Consider the following 24,747-nt stretch of genomic DNA (forward strand, 5'->3'; position numbering starts at 1 on the left):
ACTTTTTCGCGCGGCATATTACATAGAGGCGATGTTTTCCGAGAGCGAAGTCGAGCGCTATGCGCGCCATCTGATCCTGCGCGATATCGGCGGTCCTGGCCAACAGAAATTGAAGGCTGCGCGCGTTCTCGTCGTCGGCGCCGGCGGCCTCGGCACGCCGGTCATCCAATATCTTGCTGCGGCCGGCGTTGGCGAGATCGGCATCGTCGACGACGATGTCGTCTCGCTGTCCAACCTGCAAAGACAGGTGATTTATACGACGCAGGATATCGGCAAGCGCAAGGCCGATTGCGCCGCCGTTGCCGCGCATCGCCTCAATCCGCACGTGAAGCTCACACCGATCGCTTCCCGTATCGACGCGGCGAACGCGCGCGCGCGCGTCTCGGGCTGGGACATCGTCGCCGACGGCTCCGACAATTTCGCCACCCGCTACGCCGTCTCCGACGCCTGTTTCTACGAGCAGCGGCCGCTCGTCACCGCCGCGATCGGCACGTTCGATGGCTCGCTGACGACGCTGCGGCCCTTCGAAAACGCCGCATCCGGAGCGCCGAATCCGACCTATCGCTGTCTTTTTCCCGAACCGCCGCCGCCAGGCACGGTGCCGAGCTGCGAAGAGGCCGGGGTCATCGGCGCGTTGGCCGGCGCGCTCGGCAGCCTGACGGCGCATGAAATCATCCGCGAGATCGTCGGCTTCGGCGAAGGGCTCGTCGGCCGTCTGCTGCTTGTCGATCTGGCGCAGATGCGCTTTGAGACAATCGCTTATGGCTGGGACGAGGCCAACCCGCTCAACGGCTCTGCGGTCAAGCTAAAGCCCGTTACCCAACCTAGCGAAGCCGATCCGCCCCTTTGAGCTCCAGGCATTCCCGCCAGGGTGGACCGGGTTTGTTAATCTTTCGCAATTGTTTAAGCCAAATACCCCTTACGATGTGGAACCAAGTTTCCTTCAAAGCATAGGCTAGGGGGAGATTGGGCAAATCGTAGCCTTGGCCGCAGACTCGGGATCCGTGGACGCAAACAGGTCGCCGCTTGAATGGACACCAGTCGAAAACTGCTGATTGTCGATCGTGATCCGCTCTCGCGCGAATTGAAGGTCGAGCTTTTGGAGCGAACGGATCTGCGCCTGACCGCCGTCGAGACGGGGCGCGAGGCGTTACGCTGTCTCGATGCGGAAGCGTTCGACCTCATCATTGTCAATGACGACGCCGCGGAAGGCGACGAGAGCGCCTTCTATCAAAGCATCAAGGAGCGGAGTCCATCGACAGCAGTGCTGCGCATGGCGCATGCGGCGAGTGCCAAAAGCACTCCCGCGATCGATGCAGCGATCGATGGGTTTCTTCTCGATCCGTTCGAACCGTCGGAACTCATGACGCTGGTGCGCTCGCTTCTGCGCCTCAATCGCGCGCGCCTTGCGTTGCGCGACGCCGAAGCGCGCCTGCAACTCGTCCAGGACACCGGCGGCCTTGCCGTCGTCGATTGCGATCTTGTCACGCGGCGTGCGCTATGGTCGGAAAAATTCGCGCAGATCTTTGCCCTGCCCCCGAACACATCGGAAAAGCGGCTGCGCTTCGGGATGATCCTCAATGTCGTGCATCCCGACGATCGCGTCGCTTTGACGAAGGAATACCGGCGCCTGATCCGCGAAGGCGGTCAATTCGAACGCGAATTCCGCGTCCGCCGCGCCGACGACGGCGCGACCCGCTGGATCAGCGCCCGCGGCAGCTTCTTTCGCGCTGACGGCGAGATCCAGCGCATCCTTTGCCTTTGCTCGGATATTACCGGGCGCAAGCGCGGCGAATTGCGTAATGCGCAGCTCGCGGCCATTGTCGCTTCGTCCATCGACGCTATCGTCAGCGTCGATTTCGATGACGTCATTCGCACCTGGAATTATGGCGCCGAGCAATTGTTCGGCTATCCCGCCAAAGATGTCATCGGCAAAAGCGCCCAATTCATCGTGCCGGACGAACTGATGGAGGAGCGATCCACGATGATGCAACGGCTGATGAACGGCGAAGCGGTCGAATATCAGACGCGCCGTCTCGACCGGGACGGACGCTCGTTGGACGTCTGGATCAGGGGTGCGCCGGTACGCAGCGTCGAGGGCAATCTGTTCGGCGCCTCGCTCATCATCCGCGACATCACGGCGCAAAAACAGCGCGAAGAACACGTGCATTTCCTGATGCGCGAACTGACGCACCGCTCGAAAAATCTGCTCGCCGTCATTCAGGCGATGGCACGTCAATCCTTATCGCTGCAGACGGATCCGAAGGATTTCGTCGGCCGGTTCAGCGAACGCTTGTCGAGCCTCGCCGGCTCCCACGATCTGCTCTCAATCGACGATTGGGCCGGCGCCTCGCTGACGCAATTGATCCGCTCGCAGCTTCAGCATTTCGGCGATCTCATCGATACGCGCATTCTGATTCAGGGTCGCGACGTCATCTTGCAGCCCGAAGCGGCGCAGAACATCGGCATCGTGCTGCACGAGCTTTCGACCAATGCGGCGAAGTTCGGCGCGCTCTCGGTCGAGGCCGGCATCGTGGTCGTCTCATGGTCGATCGTCGATGATGGCGGCGAACCGCGCATGCGGCTCAACTGGCGCGAGGAGCACGGGCCGCCGGTGCAGGCTCCGGATCATCGCGGTTTCGGGCGCATGGTGATGGAGCGCATCGCCGGCCAGGCGCTCGGCGGTCAATCCAAGGCGACGTTCGCGCCGGAGGGCGTTATTTGGGAACTGGACGTTCCGGCAAAATCCGTCGTGCGCGAGAAGGCAGTCGAACCGACAGGTTAAAGCGCATGCCGGCCTAGACCTCGCGCAATGCGCCACCGCGATTATTCACACCTTGCGCGGCTCGGCCTGTTCCTCGCTCTGATCGCTCCGGCGGCATTCTAAGCGCGCGGCTGAAAGCGTCGCAGCCGCATCGCATTGCCGACGACGAAGAGCGATGAGAAGGCCATCGCGGCCGCCGCCAGCATGGGCGAGAGAAGAATATGGCCGAAACCGTAGAGCGCGCCGGCCGCGACCGGGATCAGGATCACATTGTAAGCCAAGGCCCAGAACAGATTCTGGCTGATGTTGCGCAATGTCGCGCGGCTGAGATCGATGGCACTGGCGACCGTGCCGAGATCGTCGCGCATCATCACGACGTCGGCGGTTTCGATGGCGATATCCGTGCCCGTGCCGACCGCCAATCCGACATCGGCTGCGGCGAGTGCCGGGGCGTCGTTGATGCCGTCGCCGACGAAGGCGATTTTGCCGCCCTGCGGGCGCAAATCCTTGACCGCCGCCGCTTTGCCTTCGGGAAGGACCTCCGCCTCCACCCTGTCGATGCCGAGCGCGCGGCCGACGGCCTCAGCCGTCGCCTTGCGATCGCCACTGACCATCGCAACGCTGAGGCCATCCTTCTTCAGGGCTGCGATGGCCGCTTGTGCGGAGGGTTTGACGGGATCGGCCACGGCAAGGATCGCCGCGGCGCGCTGGCCAAGCGCGACGAAGAGCGGCGATTTCCCTGCCTCGCTCAATGTGGCCGCGGCCGCATCGAATATCGAGACATCGACGCCGAGCTTCGCCATGAACCGCGCCGAACCGATCGCTATCGCCTGGCTATCGACGGCGGCGGTGACGCCGAAGCCGGGCGTCGCCTGAAAATCCACGGCTTTGGGAACGGCGAGGCCGCGCGCCTTCGCCGCCGCCACCAAAGCCTTGCCGAGCGGATGTTCCGACAAGGCTTCGACCGCGGCCGCCGCGGCCACGATTTTATCGGCATCGAAACCCGCCGCGACTTCGATATCGGTCAGGGCCGGATGGCCCTCGGTCAACGTGCCGGTCTTGTCGAAGGCGATGACGCTCACGTCGCGCAAAGTCTGCAAGGCCGTCGCATCGCGGAAGAGAATGCCGAGCTGTGCGCTGCGGCCGGTCGCGACCATCACCGAAACGGGGGTTGCGAGACCCATCGCACAGGGACATGCGACGATGAGCACTGCGACCATATTGACGAGCGCGTAGGCGATCGAGGGACGCGGCCCGAAGGCGAACCATAAAACGAACGTCAGCAGCGCCACGGCAATGACCGCCGGCACGAACCAGCCCGTTACTCTGTCTGCGAGCGCCTGGACCGGGAGTTTTGCGCCCTGCGCTTCACCGACCATGTGGACAATGCGCGCCAGCACGGTATCGGCGCCGACTTTGGTGACGCGGATCGTCAGGCTGCCGTTGCTATTGACCGTGCCGCCGAAAACCTGCGCGCCGAGCGCTTTGTTGACCGGCTGCGACTCGCCGGTGAGCATGGATTCATCGACCAGCGATGCGCCGTCGATGACCTCGCCATCGAGCGGCACGCGGTCGCCGGGGCGGATCAGCAGAATATCGCCCGGCACGATCGTGTCGAGCTTGACTTCTACCGGCGCGCCGTCGCGCAGCACGGTCGCGGTATCGGGTGCAAGCCGCAGCAGGTGTTCGATCGCCGAGCCCGCCTCGCGGCGGGCATGCGCCTCCATGTAGCGGCCAAGAAGAACGAGCGTTGCGATGACGGCGGCAGCTTCGAAATAGACGTTCGCCGTGCCCGCCGGGAAGACTTGCGGCAGGAAGGTCGCGACGATCGAATAGGTCCAGGCGGCGAATGTGCCGAGCGCAACGAGCGAATTCATCTCCGGCGCGCCGCGCAGCAGGGCGGGGATACCCGTCTTGAAGAACACCCTGCCCGGCCCGAAAAGCACGACCGTCGTCAGCAGCGCCTGCGTCACCCGCCAGGGGAAGATGCCGAGATTAGTACGGATGAAATCGTCGAGCGCCGGAACCATGTCCGGTACCATCGCCATCAGCAGGACCGGCACGGTGAGCACGATCGCCAGAATGAGCTCGTCGCGGCGCGGGCCGCCGTGATGCATATGATCCGTGCTGTCCGGTGCACCGTCCATGTCATGGTGCGAATGGCCGGGAATGACCGGAACGTCGGGCCGCGCCGAATAGCCGGCTCTTTCGACCGCCTTGGTCAGGTCATCGACGGTTGCGGACCCCGGTGTGACGACGACCCGGGCGGTTTCGCGCGCCAAATTGACATTGGCCGATTCGACGCCGGGCACGCGGGACAAAGCTTTCTCGACATGACTGACGCAGGAGGCGCACGTCATGCCCTCGATCTTCAGGTTTACGCTCGTTTTAGGGCTTGTATCTGACGCGCTAATAGACATGTTGCAAATATCGGCCGCGGCGTCGTGCCGCGCAAGGGGCTGCCAGTTTCGGAGGAGGTGCAATGCAACTTTATAAGGTTCCTAAAATGAATTGTGACGGCTGTGTGAGAACGATCGAAGGCGCGGTGAAATCCCTCGATCCGGGCGCCAAGGTTTCCTGCGATCTCGCGGCGCGCGAGGTTGCCGTCGATACGCGCACGCTGCCGAAGCTTGTCGCCGAAGCGTTGGCGGCTGTAGGTTACGAGAGCACTTTGCTCGAAGCCTAAATGGCGTAATCGTGTCGACCTGGGACCCTCAGCTCTATTTGCGCTATGGCGATGAGCGCACCCGCGCGGCGCGCGATCTTTTGGCGCAGGTCCCGGTCGGCGATGCGCGTCTCGTCTATGATCTCGGCTGCGGCCCGGGCAATTCGACCGAGCTTCTCATGCGGCGCTTTCCGGGCGCCGAGATCGTCGGGATCGATAGCTCCGAGGAGATGCTGGCGCGGGCGCGCGCCAGTCTGCCGGGGGTCGATTTCCAAACCGCGGATCTGCAGCAGTGGCGGCCGGAGCGGCCGGCGGATTTGCTCTTCGCCAATGCCGTGTTCCAATGGATTCCCGGACATCTCGACGTTTTCGAGACCCTGCTCAAGGCCTTGCCGTCTGGCGGCGTGCTGGCCGTCCAGATGCCCGACAATCTGGGCGAGCCGGCCAAAATCCTGATGCGCACCGTGGCCGAGAATGGCCCCTGGGCGGAAAAGCTCGCCCGTGTCCGCGAGGCCCGCAAGCTTCTGCCTGCGCCGGAGGTCTATTACGACCGGCTGCGGCCGCTGTGCCGGAGCTTCGACCTTTGGCATACGATTTATCATCACGTTTTGGAGACTCCGGCCGCGATCGTCGAATGGATGATGGGCTCGGGCCTGCGCCCCTATCTCGCCTTGCTCGATGCGGCCGAAAAAAGGGCCTATCTCGACGCCTATAGCGCCGCGGTCGCGTTGGCCTATCCGCCGCGCGCCGATGGCCGTGTTGTGCTGCACTTCCCGCGCTTCTTCTTCATCGCCGTCCGCGGCTGAGCGGCCTTTCGTCCGACAGCGCGCTTCTTGCATTGCACCAATGGGCGGCTTAGGAATGCCGCGCCCCCACGACAAAAGAGGCAGCCGGAGGATGAACAAGCTCTACCCCGACGCGCGGAGCGCGCTCGCCGACGTCCTCAAGGACGGCATGACGCTGATGGCCGGCGGCTTCGGCCTGTGCGGCATTCCGACGAGCCTGATCCAAGCCATTCACGACCTCGGCGCCAAGGACCTGACCGTCATCTCCAACAATGCCGGTGTCGATGGCGTCGGCCTCGGCATCCTGCTCGAGACGAAACAGATCCGGAAGATGGTTTCGTCCTACGTCGGCGAGAACAAGCTTTTTGCCGAGCAATATCTGTCCGGCGCGCTGGAGCTCGAATTCAATCCGCAAGGCACGCTCGCCGAGCGCATTCGTGCCGGCGGCGCCGGCATCCCCGCCTTTTATACCAAGACCGGCGTCGGCACGATCATCGCCGAAGGCAAGGAGCACAAGGACTTCGACGGCGAGACCTATGTGATGGAGCGCGGCCTCATCGCCGACATTTCCCTCGTCCATGCGTTCAAGGCCGATACCGAAGGCAATCTGGTCTTCCGCAAGACGGCGCGGAATTTCAATCCGATGATGGCGACGGCGGGCAAATTGACCATTGCCGAGGTCGAGCATCTCGTCGAAGCGGGCGACATCGACCCGGACGACATCCATACGCCGGGCATTTTCGTGCAGCGGATCGTCTATGCGCCGAACCCGGCAAAGCCGATCGAAAAACGCACGACGCGCCCGCGCGGCGCAGCTTGAGGAGACGATCATGGCCTGGACACGCGACCAGATGGCCGAACGCGCCGCGAAGGAATTGCGCGACGGCTTCTATGTGAACCTCGGCATCGGCATTCCCACTCTTGTCGCCAATTTCATTCCGCCTGGCATGGATGTGCAATTGCAGAGCGAGAACGGCATGCTGGGCATGGGTCCCTTCCCTTATGAAGGCGAGGAGGATCCTGATCTCATCAATGCCGGCAAGCAGACGATCACCCAATTGCCGACGACGAGCTATTTTTCCTCGGCCGACAGTTTCGCCATGATCCGCGGCGGCCATATCGATCTTGCCATTCTCGGCGCGATGGAAGTTGCCGAAAACGGCGATCTCGCCAATTGGATGATTCCCGGCAAGATGGTGAAGGGCATGGGCGGCGCGATGGATCTCGTCGCTGGCGTCAAGCGCGTCGTCGTCGTCATGGAACATACCGCCAAGGGCGAGCCGAAACTCTTGCATCATTGCACGCTGCCGCTCACCGGCTCCGGCGTCGTCGACCTCATCATCACCGATCTCGGCGTCTTCACCGTCGACAAGACGGGAGGCACCGGCCTGACGCTGATCGAGCTCGCGCCTGGCGTCAGCGTGGAAGACATCCGTCAGAAAACCGAGGCCAATCTGAAAATCGACCCGGAACTCGGCTCGCAGGCCGCTTGACGGCCCGCCGAGCCCCAAAAACGCGGGCTTTGGCTTAATCGCGCCGAAAGCTTTTCGCCGCATGCTGGCGATCGGATTTACGGCGCCTCTGATGCTGCGTTTTGCCCTCACTCTTCTGGCCGTCGTCATCGCTGCGACACTTGCCCTCGGCCCTATGCTCAACGGCAGACTGGCGGTCAACCTGCTACGCCCGGCCCCTGCCGTGGTTGAAGAGCCGCCGGCCACGGCCCTCGCGGCAGCGCCTGCGAGCCGGGGGAGCCAGAGCCTCGACACAGTCGAAATCGCGCCCGACGCCGCCGGCAATTATCTCACCGATATCGACATCGACGGGCGGACGATCCAGGTCGTCGTCGACACCGGCGCGACCTATCTGTCGCTGACGAGCGAGGACGCCGATGCGCTCGGCATCAATCTCGCCCCGGCCGACTTCCGCTACCGGACGATGACCGCGAACGGCATCGGCACGGCGGCCAAGGTGCATCTCAACGCGCTGCGGATCGCCAATATCGAAATCGACGATGTCGATGCCTTGGTCATGCAGCCCGGCGCGCTGGGCCGCAGCCTGCTCGGCATGAGCGCGCTGAGCCGCCTCGGCGGCGTCCATATTTCCGATGGCAGGCTTATCCTGCAGCGCTAGATCACGATGATTTCGGATCGAATCGACCCGAAATCATAAACGTGATCGATTCTCATCATTTAGAGCGGGATTTTTGCGAAAAACCGCGGACACTTTTTCGCATCCCGCTCTAGGTCGGGCCTCGCGCGACGCGGTAGTGACTGGAAATTCAGGCAGCACGCGCCGCGAGCGGGTGCTTCATGCTATCCGATCGCTGGATGATTTCGTCGATCGTCGGCTCGCCGGTAATGGCTCGCTCGAGCGCCAGCTTGGTCGCTTCGTAATTCCAATCTTGAATCTTCTTGTCGTCGTTCGCGTCCCACTCGATGAAAACACCGACGCAGATGAAGATGTCATTGACCTCCGCCTTGGGGATGAGCCCCTTCTTCACCGTATCGATAACGGCCCGCGCGACAGCGGTCTGCGCCGGGCCGAACAATTGCGTCGCCTGTTTGGCGTCCTTGATCTGAACTTTGTTGAACATCACCGTTGCCGGCTTTGCCGGCAGGTTTGGCGCGACGAGAGCGAGGAGCGCATTATCGCCGATTTTCTGATTGGTCAGCGCGTTGCAGAACGCGGCCTCGGCCGGGCTGCCGCGCGGCCCGATCAGAAGATCGATATGGGCGACCTCCTTGCCGTCGCCGACCAGCGCTTCGCCGAACATCACACGGTCGATCTTTGACTTGCTCATTTGATCCTCCAATCCAAAACGACCTGGTGTAAACGCCGAAAGCCGCTCTTCGGATCCGGCGCCTTGATGCCGCTCGATTTATTTGATTGGAAACGGAGCCCCTGCGCGGCGCATGCGACGCAATTTTGCGCAAGCTTGGCGCTGAAGCGGCGGGAATTCTTTATCGGTCGCCTCGGCTAAATCGGCTTGCTCTCCGCCCGGCCCGCTCATAACGTCCCGCCCGCAAAGATATTCGCGGCTTCACAGAGGATTTTGCATGTTTCCGAAACCAGAGCCCGCGCTCAAGCCCAATACTTATGCTTATGAATGCACGCCGATGGTGAAGCCGACGGGCTTTCGCGAATATGACGCGCGCTGGCTTTTCGAAAAGGAAATCAACCTGATGGGCGTCGAGGCGTTGGGCCTCGGCCTGGGGACGCTTTTGCACGAGTTCGGCGTGCGGCCGGAGATTGTCACCGGACACGATTTCCGCAGCTATTCATCGTCGATCAAGCTCGCGCTGGTGACCGGCCTGGTGGCCGCCGGCATCAAGGTCCACGACATCGGTCTGGCGCTCTCGCCAATGGCTTATTTCGCCCAATTCGACCTCGACGTGCCGGCCGTCGCGATGGTGACCGCCTCGCATAACGACAACGGCTGGACGGGCGTCAAAATGGGGTCGCAGCGGCCAGTGACCTTCGGGCCGGACGAAATGACCCGGCTGAAGGAAATCGTCCTTGGCGGCACCTATCGCTATGCTGAGGGTGGCAGCTATCGCTATGTGCCGAACTTCTCGGCGCGCTATATCGCCGATCTCGTGAACCGGCCGAAGCTCAAGCGCAAACTGAAAGTCGTCGCCGCCTGCGGCAACGGCACCGCAGGCGCCTTCGCGCCGCAGGTTCTGGAAAAACTCGGTTGCGAGGTCGTGCCGCTCGATACCGAGCTCGACTATACCTTCCCGCATTACAATCCCAATCCCGAAGACATGAAAATGCTGCATGCGATGGCCGACAAGGTGCGCGAGGTTGGCGCCGATGTCGGGCTCGGTTTCGACGGCGACGGCGACCGCTGCGGCGTCGTCGATAATCACGGCGAGGAGATTTTCGCCGACAAGATCGGCGTGATGCTGGCGCGGGATTTGTCGAAGCTTCATCCCGGCGCGACCTTCGTCGTCGATGTGAAATCGACCGGACTTTTCCTCACCGATCCGGTGCTGCAGGCCAATGGCGTCAAGGCGGATTATTGGAAGACCGGACATTCCTATATCAAGCGCCGCGTCACCGACCTGAACGCGCTCGCCGGATTCGAGAAATCCGGGCATTTCTTTTTCAATGCGCCGGTCGGGCGCGGCTACGACGACGGGCTGTTGACCGCGATCCACGTGCTCGAAATGCTCGACCGCAATCCCGGTCAGTCAATGGCCGATCTTTATGCCGATCTGCCGAAGACCTGGGGCTCGCCCACCATGGCGCCGCACTGCGACGACGAGTGCAAATATGGAATCGTCGATGAGGTCGTCGCCGCCTTCCGCGACATGCAGGCCAGGGGCGAACCGGTCGGCGGACAAAAAATCCGCGACCTCGTGACCGTGAACGGTGTGCGGGTCGTGACCGAAGACGGCACCTGGGGCCTGGTGCGCGCCTCGTCGAACAAGCCGGAACTGGTCGTCGTCGTCGAAAGCCCCGTGTCAGAGGCGCGGTTGCACGAGATGTTCAAGGCCGTCGACGCCGTGCTGCGGCGCCATCCCGAAGTCGGTGCCTATAATCAGACGATCTAGACCATATGATTTCGGATCGACTCGACCCGAAATCATGACCGTGATCGATCAGCGGTTGGAGCGGGATTGTTTGCGAAAAACCGCTGACACTTTTTCGCATCCCGCATTAGATCGCGATGATTTCGGATCGAAATCGATCCGAAATCATAAACGCGATCGATTCTCATAATGTAGAGCGGGATTTTTCGCGAAAAACCGCTGACACTTTTTCGCATCCCGCATTAGATCGCGATGATTTCGGATCGAAATCGATCCGAAATCATAAACGCGATCGATTCTCATAATGTAGAGCGGGATTTTTCGCGAAAAACCGCTGACACTTTTTCGCATCCCGCTCTAAGGACGCGCTATTTGCCCAGCGCGTCGGAATTGTGCTCCTGAATTTGCGCCGTCACGTCGCTGAAGAACTTTTTGTCGTCGCCAAGAACCGCGGTCGGCTGGCAGCGCGGCGCGCATGTATAGGATTGACGGTCCATACCGCGCTGGACCACCAGCATCTTGCTGTTGCCGACGACCAGAATATTGGAATTGGTCACCACCTTGCCGGCGGCATCGAGAGTGATGAGATTGGTCTCGCCGAAGCCCTTGCCGGTGACAACCATCGCATTGCCGGTCTTCAGCAACGTCACATCGGCGATCATTGGATTGCCGATGATGAGCGTACGCACATTGGAGGGAATCGGGACGAGTTGCGCCTGATCCACCGTGACGGTCAGCGTGCCTTCGGCGAAGGCCGACAACCCCGACGCAAAAGACACGCAAAGAGCCGCAGCCGCCACGCTAAGGCGCCAAAGCTTCGATATTTGCGGACCCATCGGCTGCCCTTCGCGAACACAAACTCTGCTTCGGACTTCACTCCGAAATAGTGAATTTTTGCTAAACCGCGGCGCCGCGCAAAGACGCAAACAGACCTTTTTGACGCGAACGCGCCGTGGCGATTCCGCCCATTTCAACCCTTGGCGGGGCCGCGCAAATACTTGACGGGTCATTTAAATCCGGCACGGCGCCGGGGACTTCGCCGAGCGCAAATGATTTTGGCGGCACCTCCACACTCATTAAGAACTCGATAATTTCAAGCGTCCGAAAAGCCGCCGTGGCTTAAGCGGTTTTGAGCAAAAGCCGCTTATGCTCCGACCATTCCGCCACCAAGCAGGAATAAATTTTTGAAAACTCGCGAAGAGGAAGCAACCATGAGCAATATTTTGGCCCGTTTCGCCAAGGACGAGTCCGGTGCGACGGCTATCGAATATGGTCTGATCGCCGGCTTGATCGCCGTCGTGATCATCAGCGCGATTTCGTCGGTCGGCACGAGGTTGGTCACCAAGTTCAACGCCGTCGCCAACAACTTGACCTAAATCGGTCGGCGAACGACTTATCTGCGGCCCGGCCTCACATGAACGGCGCGGGCCGCAGATCCTCGGCGCCGTGCGGCGCCTTCTCGCACGGATATTCCGTGCAGATTTTTTCTCGGCGGACCCGCCTGCCGGCCATGCGCCAATTTGAGACGCTTTGCGTGCGACCGGTCGGGGCTCGCTAGCGCGGCGCCCGGGTTCAAAGCCGTTAACGTCCGGTAAACGCAACCCCGTTAATCTTTAAGCCGCATGCGGGACGCCCCGCCGCCACAGGCCGGACCATGATCTTCGCCACGCTCGTCTTGTTCCCCGCTCTTATGGCCTATGCCGCCTTTTCCGATCTCTTCACCATGACGATTTCGAATTTCGTCTCGCTGGCGCTGATCGTGATCTTTTTCGTTTTGGCTCTTGCGCTGGCCATGCCGGTTGAGGACATCGAGTTGCACACCGCCGCCGGGGCGATGGTTCTCCTCATTACCTTTTTCATGTTCGCGCGCGGCTGGATCGGCGGCGGCGATGCCAAACTCGCGGCGGCAACCGCGCTCTGGTTCGGCTTTGATCATCTCGCCGACTATAGCCTTTATGCTGCGGTGCTCGGCGGCGTTTTGACGCTTTCCATTCTCGTTTTGCGTCGCTACCCTTTACCGCCCGTGCTGCTCGGCCAGACGTGGCTCGCACGGCTGCACGACAAAGCCAATGGCGTGCCTTATGGCATCGCATTAGCGGTCGCCGGTCTCGTGCTTTATCCCGAAACGGCGATCTGGGCCTCCGCCGTCGCGCGCTAGCGAACTGAGCTTAGCTGTCTTACCGCGGCGCAACCATGCGCAATTGGAGAGGTTTGGTTAACCTTAATTTGACGTTTGCATGGTCGTATTCGAGGTGGGTTCAAACATCCGCGTCGATTGGTTCAGCATATGAAAACTGCCCGCCTCGTCATCCTTGGCTCCGCCGCGCTCGCCGGCGTTGGGGCGTTTTTCATGTTCCTGAGCGGCCCGAAGTCCCCGGCGCCCATTAAGATCGCCGTGCCGGCGCCGCCGCCGGCGATGGATCAGGTTCTTGTCGCCGGCCAGGACATCCCATTCGGCAATATGATCGAGCAAGGCGATTTGCGTTGGCAGAGCTGGCCGAAAAACGGCGCGCCGCCCGATTCGATCGTGCAGGCAAAAGACCCCGGCGCGATCAACGAATTCACCGGCTGGCTCGTCCGCAGCCATCTGAGCGAAGGCGAGCCTGTCTATCGCGACCGTCTCATCCAGCCCGGCAAGGCCGGCTTCATGGCGGCGCTGCTCCCCTCCGGCATGCGCGCCGTGGCCATTGCCATCGAGCCGCAAGGCGGCACGACGGCCGGCAATTTCATTCTTCCCGGCGACCATGTCGATGTGATCCACACGTTCAAGGATGACGATGTGGCGCGCGCCGATGGCGGCGATGGCATGGTCAGCGAAACGATCCTGCACAATGTCCGCGTGCTGGCGATCGGCGAAAGCATTCAAAAGCCCGGCAAAGAGCCGGTGATCGGCGGCTCCAACGCGACCCTCGAACTGACGCCGCGCCAGGTTGAGCAGATCATTCTCGCACAACGCGTCGGCCAGCTTTCCCTCAGCTTACGCAGCATGTCCGATTCGAGCACGACCGCCAGCGGCGATGCACCCGACAAGGACACGAATTACACAATCGTTCGTTTCGGTATCCCGGCTCCCGGCCGCGTGCGTTGAGTTGAAGGCGGACACAAAACAGTCTCAAGGAATTCTTCGCATGAAACGCCGCGTTTCGACTTTCGTTTGCGGATTGTCCGCAGCGCTTATCCTGCTCGCCCCGGTCAAGGACCTATGCGCGCAGTCGCGGATGCAGATCGAGGACGGCAGCGATGCCGCCTATACGCGGCGCATTTCGATGGGCGTCGGCAAGTCGGTCATCGTCGATCTGCCGCAGGATGCGTCCGAAATCTTCGTCGGCAATCCGAAAGTCGCCAATGCCATCGTCCGCTCGGCGCGCAAGCTCTATGTGATCGGCCTCGACAATGGCCAGACGACCGTTTTCGCCATGGATAAGGAAGGTCACCAGATCGCTGCGCTGCAGATCAGCATCGGCCGGGACGTCGGTGAATTGCAGCAGATTTTGCGGGCGGCCATGCCGAATTCGAACGTCATTGCCCGTACCGTCAACGACACGATCATCCTTTCGGGCGAGGTCGATTCACCCGAAGAGGCGCAGCGTGCCGACGACATCGCCCAAGGCTTTGTAAAAGAACTCGGCCCCACCGGCGGCGCCGGCTCATCGCAAAACCTCGTCGTCAATTCTCTCGTCATCCGCGGCCGCGATCAGGTCATGCTGAAAGTGACGGTCGCGGAAATTCGCCGCGATGTCGCCAAACAGCTCGGCCTGACCTCGAGCACCTGGGGGCCGTTCACGCAGTACAACCCGTTCGGCATCAACGGCAATATCGCCACATCGCCCACCGGACAGACGAGCGGCATCACGCTTCACAACCCGTCGAACACCGTCTCGGCGACGTTGCAAGCCTTTGAACGGTACGGCGTGACCCGGGTCTTGGCAGAGCCGACCGTGACCGCCGTCTCGGGCGAGACCGCGACCTTCACGGTCGGCGGCGAGTTCCCGATCCCGGGTCCGCCGACGCAATGCCCCGGCGCGACGACGACGGTTTGCTCCGGCGGCGCCGTTTATCAACCCTACGGCGTCAACCTGACCTTCGCGCCGATCGTCATGAGCGAAGGCCGCATTCTTCTGCACCTCTCGACCGAAGTCACCGATATCGATGACACCAAGACGGTCCTTATTCAGGGCGTGCCGACCCCAGGCCTTTTGACACGCAAAAATTCGACCAGCGTCGAACTGCCGTCCGGCGGCTCGATCGCCTCGGCCGGATTGCTCCAGACGGAGATGGCGCAAGTCATCAATGGCTTTCCCGGCCTGATGAACCTGCCGATCCTCGGCACGCTCTTCCGCTCGCGCGACTACCAGAAGCAAGAGACCGAGCTGATGATCATCGTGACGCCCTATCTCGTGCGCCCGACGACGACCGCTGCGCTGGCGCGCCCGGATGACGGCTTCGCCGATTCGACCGATCCGCAAGCCTGGCTGCTGGGCCGCATCAATCGCCTTTATGCCTCGCCGAACAACCCCGAAGCTGTGAAGAATTTCAAAGGCCGCATCGGCTTCATCTTGAACTGAGCCGACAGGGAAACGTGGGACTGACCATGCCAACCTCATTGAAGAAAAAAGCCCAGGCCCGCCGGAACGGCCCCGTCCGCGGCCTCCTGCTCCTGCCGCTCGGCGCTCTGGCGCTGCTCGGCGGATGCGCGACCAATGTCGACCGGATGCGGACTTCATCGATCCCGATGCAGGATTACCGCAACCGCCATCCGATCGTTCTCGCCGAGGCTGCGCAAAAACTCGACATTTTTCCGCCACGCGAGATGCGCGGCCTCGACCGACACACTTACGAACAGGTCGCCCAATATGGCGCGCTCTACCGCGCGACCGGCCAGGGCCCGATCCAGGTCTTCATCCCGGCCGGCGGCTATGGCGCCGCCGATCGCTCGCGGATCGAATGGGTCCGCCGCGCGCTCGCGGCCGGCGGGGCGCGGGCACCGTTGCAGGTCACAAACTATCCGGTCGTCAACGGCGATCTCGCCTCGCCGGTGCGCTTGAGCTTCGTCGGCCTCAAGTCCAAGGTCGCCGATCCCTGCGGCCAATGGCCGGCCGACCTTGCTTCAGGCGGCGGTCTGCAGGGATGGGACAACACGCCCTATTGGAATTACGGCTGCGCCTATCAGAGCATGATCGCGGAACAGGTCGCCGATCCGCGCGATCTCGTCGAGCCGCGCGCCGAGGATCCGGCCGACACCGAAATGCAGGCGCGCGCTATTGCCCAAGTCCGCCAGGGCACCGATCCGACCACGAATTGGAGGGTCAAGAGTACCGACATCAGCAATATCGGAAGCACGCAATGAGTGACGATTTGGACGTCCAGCCCGAGCAGATTGCGCCCATTCCGCGCATTTCGATGCAGGCTTTTTGCGAAACGCCGGAGGTCGCGCAGATCGTCCAATCGGCGATCGGCGATCGGCGGATGGAACGCGCGCACGTCAAGCTTCACATGGGCGGCGCCGCCGCGGCGATCGAAGCCTATCGCTCGGCGCCGACCCCGAACGTCATCTTTCTCGAAACCACGGCCAAGCGCGAAGAGCTCGTCGATTATCTGAACGCGCTGGCTGAATTCTGCGACGCCGGCACCAAAGTCCTGGTGAGCGGACGCATGAACGATATCGTGCTCTACCGCGAACTGATGTCGCGCGGCGTGAGCGAATATCTCGTCGCGCCGTTCACCGTGCTTGATTTCATTCGCACCGTTTCGCGCCTTTACAGCGGCGCCGGCGCGGAGCCCGTCGGCAAGATCGTCGCGTTCGTCGGCGCCAAAGGCGGCGTCGGGGCTTCGACACTCGCCCACAACGTCGCCTGGTCGATCCCGCGCGACTTCGACATCCAGACGGCGCTCGTCGATCTCGACCTCGGCTTCGGCACGGCGGGGCTCGACTTCAATCAGGATCCGCCGCAAGGCATCGCCGAAGCCGTCTTTGCGCCGGACCGGGTCGATTCCAACCTCATCGACCGGCTGCTGTCGCGTTGTGGCGACAAGCTCGGGCTGCTTGCCGCGCCGGCAACGCTCGACCGGATCTACGACTTCCCCGAAACAGCCTTCGACGCCATCATCGATATCCTGCGCGCGTCGACGCCTTGCGTCATCCTCGACATTCCACATGGATGGACCGCCTGGATGCGGCGCGTCATCGTCGGTGCCGACGAGATCGTCCTCGTCGCCGCGCCCGACCTCGCCAATCTGCGCAACGCCAAGAGCCTGCTCGATACGATCCGTGCCGCCCGGCCGAACGATGCCAAACCCAAGCTGATCCTGAATTTCGTCGGCGTGCCCAAGCGGCCGGAAATCGCTGCTTCCGATTTCGCCAAGGCAGTCGATCTCGACCCGATGGGCCTCATCGGTTTCGAGCCGAAGCTTTTCGGCACGGCCGCCAACAATGGCCAGATGATCGCCGAGGTCGAACCGGCCAGCAAAATTAACGAGACGATCCTGGAATTAGCGCGCGCCGTGACCGGCCGGGCGGAAATCCGCAAGGCCAGAAAGAATTTGCTCGAGCCATTCAAGTTGAAGCTGGGCTTGAGCCGGGCCTCGTGACCGCCGTCAGGCGGCCAAATGCGCATATTTCGTAGGGATTTTTTTAGGCTTGCGCGATTTGCTAGGCGCAAGGTGCGGCAGGTTTGCGTGATCGCCTTCCAGGCACCCGCGAAAGAGGAGTAAGGCATGTTCGGAAAGCGGTCGCCCGCAAGCGAAAGCGCGCCCGTGCGCGCGCCGGCACCGGCGGCCACAGTCACGAATTTCCGCACCGTGTCCGAGAGCATACGCAAGACTGCGCCGGTCACCATCGATCCGCCGACCGCCGCCCCGCCGCCGCCCGCCGAAGCCCGGCGCTCGGACGAATATTACGTCACCAAGAGCATGATCTTCGGCGCCCTGATCGAGGGCATCGACCTGTCGCAACTGGCCCGGCTCGACGCCGAGAGCGCGCGCGAGGAAATCCGCGACATCGTCAACGAGATCATCGCGATCAAGAACATCGTGATGTCTATTTCCGAGCAGGAAGACCTGCTCAACGACATCTGCAATGACGTCCTGGGCTATGGCCCGCTCGAGCCTTTGCTGGCGCGCGACGAGATCGCCGACATCATGGTCAATGGCGCGACGCAGACTTTCATCGAAGTCGGCGGCAAGATCCAGCTCACCAACGTTCGCTTCCGCGACAATGCGCAGCTCATGAACATCTGCCAGCGGATGGTGAGCCAAGTGGGACGCCGGGTCGACGAAGCCTCGCCGATCTGCGACGCCCGCCTCGCCGACGGCTCCCGCGTCAACGTCATCGCGCCGCCCCTCGCCATCGACGGGCCGGTGCTGACGATCCGCAAATTCCGCAAGGACAAGCTGACACTCGAACAGCTCATTCGCTTCGGTTGCGTCTCGCCCGAGGGCGGCGAAATCCTGAAGATCATCGGCCGCGTCCGCTGCAATGTCCTGATTTCCGGCGGCACCGGCTCCGGCAAGACGACGCTGCTCAACTGCCTCACCCATTATATTGACGACGGCGAACGCATTATCACCTGCGAGGACGCCGCCGAACTGCAATTGCAGCAGCAGCATGTGGTGCGGCTCGAAACCCGGCCGCCGAACCTCGAGGGCAGCGGCGCCGTGACGATGCGCGATCTCGTCCGCAACTGCCTGCGTATGCGCCCCGAGCGGATCATCGTCGGTGAGGTCCGCGGCCCGGAAGCGTTCGACCTGCTCCAGGCGATGAACACCGGCCACGACGGCTCGATGGGCACCGTGCACGCCAACTCGCCGCGCGAAGCGCTCAGCCGTATCGAATCGATGATCACCATGGGCGGCTTTGCGCTGCCGGCGCGCACGGTGCGCGAAATGCTCGTCTCGTCGATCGACGTCATCATCCAGACGGCGCGCTTGCGCGACGGCTCGCGCCGCGTCACCCACATCACCGAGATCATGGGGCTCGAAGGCGATGTCGTCACGACCCAAGATCTGCTCGTCTATGAAATCGACGGCGAAGACGCCTCCGGCCGTATCAAGGGCCAGCACCGCTCGACCGGCATCGGCCGGCCGCGGTTTTGGGAACGCGCTCGTTATTTCGGCGAGGAAGTGCGGCTCGCCGCGGCGCTCGACGCCAGCGAAAAGAACAGCGCATGACCGCCATGCGCCATACCGCGATGCGAGGCTAAATCATGCCCATTCACGCCCTGCTCTCGGCTCTGTTGGCGACGATCGCGGTCGGCGGCTTCGGCTTCGTCTTCGTCTATCCGCTGCTCAGCGGCGAACGCCAAGCCGAAAAACGCCAGGCGGTCTTCTCGGCCCCTGCCCGCAGCAGGCCAATCGACAGACAGCCCGATGCCACGGCGCGGCGCAAGCAGATCGCCGATAGTCTGAAAGAGATCGAGCGCCGCAACGCCCGCAAACGCGCGAGCCTCGATACACGGATCACCCGCGCCGGTTTGCGTATGTCGCGGCAGGTTTTCTTCGTCTATTCCGCACTCTCCGGTCTTCTGCTCGGATTTTTGTTTTTTGCCTTGACCCACAAGCCCTATCTGGCCGCCGCCGCGGCTTTGGCCGGCAGCTTCGGCCTGCCGATTTGGGCGCTCGACTTTCTCGCCAAGCGGCGACTGCGGAAATTCGTCAATCTGTTTCCGGACTCGATCGACATCATCGTGCGCGGCGTCAAGGCCGGCCTGCCGCTCGGCGACTGCCTGCGCATCATCGCCGCCGAAGTCGACGAACCGGTGCGCAGCGAGTTCCGCCAGGTGGTCGAATCGGCGACCATGGGCTTATCGATTTCGGAGGCCTGCGAGCGTCTCGCCCAACAAGTGCCAATCACCGAGACGAGCTTTTTTTCCATTGTCATCAACATCCAACAAAAGGCCGGCGGCAATCTCTCCGAGGCTTTGTCGAACCTCTCCGGCGTGTTGCGCGATCGCAAGATGATGGAGGGTAAGATCAAGGCCTTTTCGTCCGAAGCGAAAGCCTCGGCGATGATCATCGCCTCGCTGCCCTTTATCGTCGCCGGCCTCGTCTATCTGACGAGCCCCAGCTACATCTCTCTGCTGTGGACGAAGCCGGTCGGCCAAATCGTCCTGGCTGCGAGCGCGATCTGGATGGCAATCGGCATTTTCATCATGCGCAAAATGGTCAATTTCGACTATTGATGCAAAAGCAACCGATAGGCGAACCGGCATGGACGATCTGATTGAATTTCTGCTGAACCGACAGACGATTTTGGCGGCTCTCGTCGCGATCGCGACTTTCGCCACGATCCTCACGCTTGCCATGTCGCTGTTTGACTCCGACAAGCTCGGCCGGCGCATGAAGGTCATCGCCTCGGAACGCGAGCGCATCCGCGCGCGCGAGCGTGAACGGCTGAACGAGTCGAAGATCAGCCTGCGCCAGCAGCCCAAAGCCTATATGAAGAACATCGTCGATCGGTTCAATTTATCGTCTTGGCTCGGTACTGACCAGGCGAAGAAGCAGATGATCATGGCGGGCTTCCGCGGCCCCCAGGCGGAAGTCGGGTTCCTCTTCTTCCGTCTCGTGACGCCGATCGGACTGTTCGTCTTCGCGCTTCTTTATCTGTTCTTTTTAAGCAATTTCGGCTGGCCGACGATGATGAAAATCGGCGCGGCCATCGCCGCCACCTATCTCGGGCTGAAAGCCCCGGAAATCTATATCAGCAATACGATCGCCAAGCGGCAGAAGTCGATGTCGAGAGCGGTGCCCGATGCGCTCGACCTGATGCTCATCTGCGTCGAATCCGGCATGTCGATCGAGCTTGCCTTCCGCAAGGTCGCGCAGGAAGTCGGCGCTCAATCCATACCGCTCGCCGAGGAATTGACGCTGACGACCGCTGAGCTCTCGTATCTGTCCGACAGGCGCCAAGCGTTTGAAAATCTCGCCGCCCGGACCGGCGTCGAGTCGCTGAAGCAAATCTCGACCGTTCTGACCCAGGCGGAGCGCTACGGCACCCCCCTCGGTCAGGCGCTGCGCGTCGTCGCCAACGAAAGCCGGCAGAGGCGGATGAACGAGGCGGAAAAGAAAGCCGCGGCTTTGCCGCCGAAGCTCACCGTTCCGATGATCGTGTTCTTCTTGCCGGTGCTCTTTGCGGTGATCATCACGCCGGCCATGATCCAAGTCACGGCGACGATGCACTGATGCGAGGATCTGCCGCGCCGGTCTGGCAGCAAACCCGTCTCAGTCGGCGGCACCGACCTGGGTCGGGCGCAGGTCTTCCGGTGGGGTTTTATTGAGCCGCGCGTAATGACGGACCCGATGCGGGGCGGCTGCGGCGAGTTTCGGCTTGTCGTAGCTGCGGATCTGATTCCACGTGTCCGATTGTGCGATCATCTCTTTGATCGAAGCAACGTTCTCCGCCGCGTCGACCGGCGACAAATCCTCCTGCGCGACGCCCTGCGCCGCATCGAACTTGCCTTCGAGGGCAAGCACCAGTGCGAGGTTCTGCCGCACGCGCGTATCGGCGCCGGGCTGGGCCGCGGCGAGCCGCATGGTCTCTTCCGCCAACGGCAATTGTCGTGACAACGCGTAGGAAAGACCGAGGTTCGACAAAACTTCCGGCTGGTTCGGCGCAATCTTCAGCGCGGCGCGATAATAGGCTTGTGCCTGATCGTGATCGCCAAGCTGATCTTCGACGACGCCCTGCGCCGAAAGGATCGACCAGTTCGGCTGGTCGGGCGTATGCGCCTCGGGCAAGATGGTCTCGGCTTCGCGCAGCCGTCCGTCCTCGGCCAGCGCCTTGCCATAAGCGCCGAGCACTTGCATATCCTTAGGATATTTGGCGGCGAGCCGCTGCGCCACGGCCACAGCCTGATCGTAGCGTCCGCTGGCGCGTAGCGCGCGCGCGTAAGCCATGGCGGTATGTTTGTCGTAGGGCTGCGCGTCATAACGCTGACCGAGATCCTCGGTATAGCGTTGAAGCTGGGCCGGCGAATTTGGCGGCACCGAATCCTGGCCGATCGAGCCGGTGATGTCGTCGCTGATATTATGGCAGCCGGCGAGGCAGAGCGCCGCGATGAGGAGCGCGGCCGGCGCCACGGCGCTCTTGAGCCATGCCCGAGATGGCCTCGCAGGGATGGCACAGCGCCTCGCGGTGCAAGACATGCGCATGGATTGACCCTCATTTCCAACTGACGTTAGAAATAAAAAGTTAACCCTAATAAACTGTTAAACGACCTGTTTGCGGCTTTAATCGGCTGCATGGACATGCCGCTTCGCTTAAAGTTTGTGTTGAAGGAGATGTTTGAATGGCTTTTTACGAGAGGCCCTCGCCGGCCGATGCGGTGCCGATCAGGTTCGTGACGCAGGAGTCCTGGTCGGAGATCAAGGCCGCCTTGCCGGCGCCAGCGGCGCACTTTGCCGCCAGTTCGAAATTCGAACCGACTCCCGGCCAGCACCTCGTGATTCCCGATGCGGAAGGGCGGCTCGGCCACGTGCTCTTCGGACTTGAGGGTAAGTCGACACCTCATCGCGATGCCTTTTTGCCCGGCAAGCTCACCGCGGTACTGCCGCCCGCGGTCTATCGCTTCGCCAACGCACCGCACGATACGGCGCTCGCGGTTCTAGCCTGGGCGCTCGCATCCTATCGCTTCGATAAATACAAAAAAAAGAAGCAGCACGATCAAGCGCAGCTCGTGCCGCCCGCCGACATCGACCTGGCGCGGATCAAGACTCTCGCCGCCGGCGTGACGCTTGGCCGTGATCTCATCAATACACCCGCCAACGACCTCGACCCCGATGCGCTCGAAGCGGCGGCTGTGATGCTTGCGGCGCAATTCGGTGCCGAAGCCGCGATCACGCTCGGCGACGCGCTGCGCGAAGAAAATTTTCCGCTGATCCATGCCGTCGGCCGCGCTGCGGCGAAGGCGCCCCGGCTCGTCGATTTTTCCTGGGGCCCGGAAGCGGCGCCGAAAGTCACGCTTGTCGGCAAAGGCGTCTGCTTCGACACCGGCGGCCTCGACATCAAGCCGTCGAGCGGCATGATCCTCATGAAAAAGGACATGGGCGGCGCGGCGACGGCCCTGGCATTGGCGCATTTCATCATGGATCGGGGCCTGCCAGTGCGGCTGCGGGTTCTGCTGCCGATCGTGGAGAATGCCATCTCGGCCAGCGCGATGCGGCCGAGCGACATCTATCCGAGCCGCAAAGGCCTCAGCGTCGAGGTCGGCAATACCGATGCCGAAGGCAGACTGATCCTCGCCGACGCCCTGGCGCTTGCCGATGAGGAGGCGCCCGACTTGCTCTTCGATTTCGCGACGCTGACCGGCGCCGCGCGCGTCGCGCTGGGCCCCGACCTGCCGCCGTTCTACACGCAGGACGACCGGCTCGCCGCCGAGATCGAAAAATCGGCGAAGGCCGCCAACGATCCGGTCTGGCGGCTGCCGCTCTGGGCGCCTTACGACAAACTGATCGACAGCAAGCTGGCCGATGTGAACAACAGCGGCAACAGCAGCTTCGCCGGATCGATCACAGCAGCTTTGTTCCTCAAACGCTTCGTCGAGAAGAGCAAAAGCTGGACGCATTTCGATCTCTATGCCTGGACGCCGAACGCAAAACCGGCGCGGCCGGAGGGCGGCGAAATTCAAGTCGCGCGTCTCCTCTTCGATCTTCTCGAAGCCCGTTACGGAGCACACGCGTGATCGCTTTCGATCCCCGGCTGACCCCGGCGCGGCCCGATCTCGCCGCCGCGCAGCTGCGTGGCAGCGTCGAGGCTTCGCACTTTGTCGAAGGCCGGCCGATGCGCCTGCGCACCGAGACCGCCGACCTGCGCCGCGTGCCGGCGCTCGACGCGCCGATCGATACGCAAGTTCTCTTCGGCGAAGACGTCATGCTTTATGAGGAGCACGAAGGCTGGGCTTGGGTACAGCTCGCAGCCGACCATTATGTCGGCTATCTGTCGCGCGAAGCATTGGCCGAAGGACCCGCCGCGCCGACGCATCGCGTCGGCGTCAACCGCACCTTTATCTATCCGGCGGCAAACATGAAGCTGCCGGCGCAAGCTGCATTGCCACGTGGCGCAGCAGTGCAGATCACCGACATGGCGGGTGATTTCGCTCGGCTTGCAGAAGGCGGCTTCGTTTTTGCCGCGCATCTCATGCCGCTTGCCGAGGCGGCCACCGACTTCGTTACGATCGCAGAGACTTTGCTCGGCAGCCCCTATCTCTGGGGCGGCAAGACCAGCCTCGGCATCGATTGCTCGGGCCTGGTGCAGATCGCGCTTGCCGCTGCGGGCCACGCTGCGCCGCGTGACACGGATTTGCAGGAGGCGGCCTTGGGCCGTGCGTTACCGGCGGACGATGGGCTCGCCCATCTCAACCGCGGGGACCTCGTCTTCTGGAAGGGTCACGTCGGCATCATGCGCGATGCGGCTACGCTCGTGCATGCCAACGGCCACCATATGCTCGTCGCCGCGGAGCCTTTGGCGCAAGCGCGCGCGCGTAACCGCCAAAAAGGCGCCGGCGAGATCACGTCGATCAAACGGCTCTGACCGGCTCGCTGTCGAGCGTCTCGCGATCGAAAGCCTCGGGTAGAAGCGCGGCGAAACGGATGCTCTTGCGCACGCCATCGGGACCGGCGCTGTGAACCATCGCGTCTTCCGTCGCGAATTCGGCGATGCGTTGACGGCAGGCGCCACAAGGCAAGATGCCGCGGTCGCAATCCGCAATCACCAGAACATCGGCAATCTGCCGGCCGCCTGCGGCGACCATCGCGGCAATCGCGCCGGTTTCGGCGCAACAGCCGGCGGGATAAGCGGCATTCTCGACATTGGCGCCGGCGAAGACGTCCCCGGAGGGCGTCTGAACGGCGGCGCCAACCGCAAAATGCGAATAAGGCGCATAGGCATTTTCGCGCGCCGCGAGTGCCGCTGCGAAAAGCTTGTCGAGGGCGGCTTTCGAGATCTTGTTTTCGGTGTTCATATCCGTCGGCTTCGTAGAGCTGGAACCCGGCTAGATATAATCGCCC

At 62.3% G+C, this 24,747-nt stretch carries 24 protein-coding genes; 19 read left to right on the forward strand and 5 right to left on the reverse strand.

Annotated elements, in window-relative coordinates:
- Nucleotides 1–31 precede the first annotated feature (31 nt).
- Nucleotides 32–850 carry a molybdopterin-synthase adenylyltransferase MoeB gene (gene moeB, locus Q0025_RS04095; RefSeq protein WP_297296291.1) on the forward strand — a complete coding sequence of 273 codons (819 nt, stop codon included), beginning with the start codon at nt 32–34 and terminating at the stop codon, nt 848–850.
- A gap of 180 nt (nt 851–1,030) precedes the next feature.
- Complete coding sequence (locus Q0025_RS04100) at nt 1,031–2,785, forward strand: PAS domain S-box protein (protein ID WP_297296293.1); 1,755 nt, start codon at nt 1,031–1,033, stop codon at nt 2,783–2,785.
- A 98-nt stretch (nt 2,786–2,883) separates the two neighbouring features.
- Here Q0025_RS04100 and Q0025_RS04105 read toward each other — a convergent pair whose 3' ends face one another.
- Nucleotides 2,884–5,184: a heavy metal translocating P-type ATPase gene (locus tag Q0025_RS04105; protein ID WP_297296295.1), complete on the reverse strand. Its 2,301-nt coding sequence runs from the start codon at nt 5,182–5,184 to the stop codon at nt 2,884–2,886.
- Nucleotides 5,185–5,246: 62 nt separating this feature from the next.
- On the opposite strand from Q0025_RS04105, the gene Q0025_RS04110 reads away from it, so the two are divergent.
- From Q0025_RS04110 to Q0025_RS04130, 5 genes are all read left to right on the forward strand, one after another.
- Complete coding sequence (locus Q0025_RS04110) at nt 5,247–5,450, forward strand: heavy-metal-associated domain-containing protein (RefSeq protein WP_297296297.1); 204 nt, start codon at nt 5,247–5,249, stop codon at nt 5,448–5,450.
- Nucleotides 5,451–5,461: 11 nt separating this feature from the next.
- Complete coding sequence (gene tam / locus Q0025_RS04115) at nt 5,462–6,235, forward strand: trans-aconitate 2-methyltransferase (RefSeq protein WP_297296299.1); 774 nt, start codon at nt 5,462–5,464, stop codon at nt 6,233–6,235.
- Between the two features lie 91 nt (nt 6,236–6,326).
- Nucleotides 6,327–7,034, forward strand: coding sequence for a CoA transferase subunit A (locus tag Q0025_RS04120; protein ID WP_297296301.1), 708 nt, complete (start codon nt 6,327–6,329; stop codon nt 7,032–7,034).
- A gap of 10 nt (nt 7,035–7,044) precedes the next feature.
- A complete protein-coding gene (locus tag Q0025_RS04125) occupies nt 7,045–7,707 on the forward strand; it encodes a CoA transferase subunit B (protein WP_297296303.1) in 663 nt (220 codons plus the stop codon).
- 91 nt (nt 7,708–7,798) lie between these two features.
- A complete protein-coding gene (locus tag Q0025_RS04130) occupies nt 7,799–8,344 on the forward strand; it encodes a TIGR02281 family clan AA aspartic protease (protein WP_297296305.1) in 546 nt (181 codons plus the stop codon).
- Nucleotides 8,345–8,492: 148 nt separating this feature from the next.
- On the opposite strand, the gene fae is transcribed toward Q0025_RS04130, so the two are convergent.
- Complete coding sequence (fae, locus tag Q0025_RS04135; protein WP_297296307.1) at nt 8,493–9,014, reverse strand: formaldehyde-activating enzyme; 522 nt, start codon at nt 9,012–9,014, stop codon at nt 8,493–8,495.
- A gap of 256 nt (nt 9,015–9,270) precedes the next feature.
- Between fae and Q0025_RS04140 the strand changes: the two genes are divergently transcribed.
- Nucleotides 9,271–10,770 carry a phosphomannomutase/phosphoglucomutase gene (locus Q0025_RS04140; protein WP_297296309.1) on the forward strand — a complete coding sequence of 500 codons (1,500 nt, stop codon included), beginning with the start codon at nt 9,271–9,273 and terminating at the stop codon, nt 10,768–10,770.
- A 347-nt stretch (nt 10,771–11,117) separates the two neighbouring features.
- On the opposite strand, the gene Q0025_RS04145 is transcribed toward Q0025_RS04140, so the two are convergent.
- The gene (locus Q0025_RS04145) at nt 11,118–11,528 is read right to left on the reverse strand and encodes a pilus assembly protein N-terminal domain-containing protein (RefSeq protein WP_297296311.1); all 411 of its coding nucleotides are present in this window, start codon (nt 11,526–11,528) and stop codon (nt 11,118–11,120) included.
- Nucleotides 11,529–11,960: 432 nt separating this feature from the next.
- On the opposite strand from Q0025_RS04145, the gene Q0025_RS04150 reads away from it, so the two are divergent.
- The 9 genes from Q0025_RS04150 to Q0025_RS04190 all read left to right on the forward strand — a co-directional run bounded on the left by Q0025_RS04150 (nt 11,961) and on the right by Q0025_RS04190 (nt 20,925).
- Nucleotides 11,961–12,125, forward strand: coding sequence for a Flp family type IVb pilin (locus tag Q0025_RS04150; protein ID WP_297296313.1), 165 nt, complete (start codon nt 11,961–11,963; stop codon nt 12,123–12,125).
- Nucleotides 12,126–12,403: 278 nt separating this feature from the next.
- Nucleotides 12,404–12,907 carry a prepilin peptidase gene (locus tag Q0025_RS04155; RefSeq protein WP_297296315.1) on the forward strand — a complete coding sequence of 168 codons (504 nt, stop codon included), beginning with the start codon at nt 12,404–12,406 and terminating at the stop codon, nt 12,905–12,907.
- A 129-nt stretch (nt 12,908–13,036) separates the two neighbouring features.
- Nucleotides 13,037–13,837 carry a Flp pilus assembly protein CpaB gene (gene cpaB / locus Q0025_RS04160; protein WP_297296317.1) on the forward strand — a complete coding sequence of 267 codons (801 nt, stop codon included), beginning with the start codon at nt 13,037–13,039 and terminating at the stop codon, nt 13,835–13,837.
- A 40-nt stretch (nt 13,838–13,877) separates the two neighbouring features.
- On the forward strand, nt 13,878–15,314 hold the full coding sequence (locus Q0025_RS04165; protein WP_297296318.1) for a type II and III secretion system protein family protein: 1,437 nt from the start codon (nt 13,878–13,880) through the stop codon (nt 15,312–15,314).
- 26 nt (nt 15,315–15,340) lie between these two features.
- Nucleotides 15,341–16,096 carry a CpaD family pilus assembly protein gene (locus tag Q0025_RS04170; RefSeq protein WP_297296320.1) on the forward strand — a complete coding sequence of 252 codons (756 nt, stop codon included), beginning with the start codon at nt 15,341–15,343 and terminating at the stop codon, nt 16,094–16,096.
- Nucleotides 16,093–17,337: a CtpF protein gene (locus Q0025_RS04175; RefSeq protein ID WP_297296322.1), complete on the forward strand. Its 1,245-nt coding sequence runs from the start codon at nt 16,093–16,095 to the stop codon at nt 17,335–17,337. Before Q0025_RS04170 ends, Q0025_RS04175 begins: the two co-directional genes overlap by 4 nt.
- Before the next feature lie 126 nt (nt 17,338–17,463).
- Nucleotides 17,464–18,915, forward strand: a complete 1,452-nt coding sequence (locus Q0025_RS04180) for a CpaF family protein (protein ID WP_297296324.1) — start codon at nt 17,464–17,466, stop codon at nt 18,913–18,915.
- 35 nt (nt 18,916–18,950) lie between these two features.
- Complete coding sequence (locus Q0025_RS04185; RefSeq protein WP_297296326.1) at nt 18,951–19,925, forward strand: type II secretion system F family protein; 975 nt, start codon at nt 18,951–18,953, stop codon at nt 19,923–19,925.
- Between the two features lie 28 nt (nt 19,926–19,953).
- On the forward strand, nt 19,954–20,925 hold the full coding sequence (locus Q0025_RS04190; protein WP_297296328.1) for a type II secretion system F family protein: 972 nt from the start codon (nt 19,954–19,956) through the stop codon (nt 20,923–20,925).
- A gap of 39 nt (nt 20,926–20,964) precedes the next feature.
- Here Q0025_RS04190 and Q0025_RS04195 read toward each other — a convergent pair whose 3' ends face one another.
- Nucleotides 20,965–21,822: a tetratricopeptide repeat protein gene (locus tag Q0025_RS04195; protein ID WP_297296330.1), complete on the reverse strand. Its 858-nt coding sequence runs from the start codon at nt 21,820–21,822 to the stop codon at nt 20,965–20,967.
- Between the two features lie 209 nt (nt 21,823–22,031).
- Here Q0025_RS04195 and Q0025_RS04200 point away from each other — a divergent pair, with 209 nt between their 5' ends.
- Nucleotides 22,032–23,423: a M17 family metallopeptidase gene (locus Q0025_RS04200; protein ID WP_297296332.1), complete on the forward strand. Its 1,392-nt coding sequence runs from the start codon at nt 22,032–22,034 to the stop codon at nt 23,421–23,423.
- Nucleotides 23,420–24,271 (forward strand): NlpC/P60 family protein, encoded by an 852-nt coding sequence (locus Q0025_RS04205; protein ID WP_297296334.1) that lies wholly within the window; start codon nt 23,420–23,422, stop codon nt 24,269–24,271. Before Q0025_RS04200 ends, Q0025_RS04205 begins: the two co-directional genes overlap by 4 nt.
- Here Q0025_RS04205 and cdd read toward each other — a convergent pair.
- On the reverse strand, nt 24,258–24,701 hold the full coding sequence (cdd, locus tag Q0025_RS04210; protein ID WP_297296337.1) for a cytidine deaminase: 444 nt from the start codon (nt 24,699–24,701) through the stop codon (nt 24,258–24,260). The genes Q0025_RS04205 and cdd overlap by 14 nt on opposite strands.
- Between the last annotated feature and the right edge of the window lie 46 nt (nt 24,702–24,747).

The organism is uncultured Methylovirgula sp., assembly GCF_947646745.1.
Lineage (GTDB): Bacteria > Pseudomonadota > Alphaproteobacteria > Rhizobiales > Beijerinckiaceae > Methylovirgula.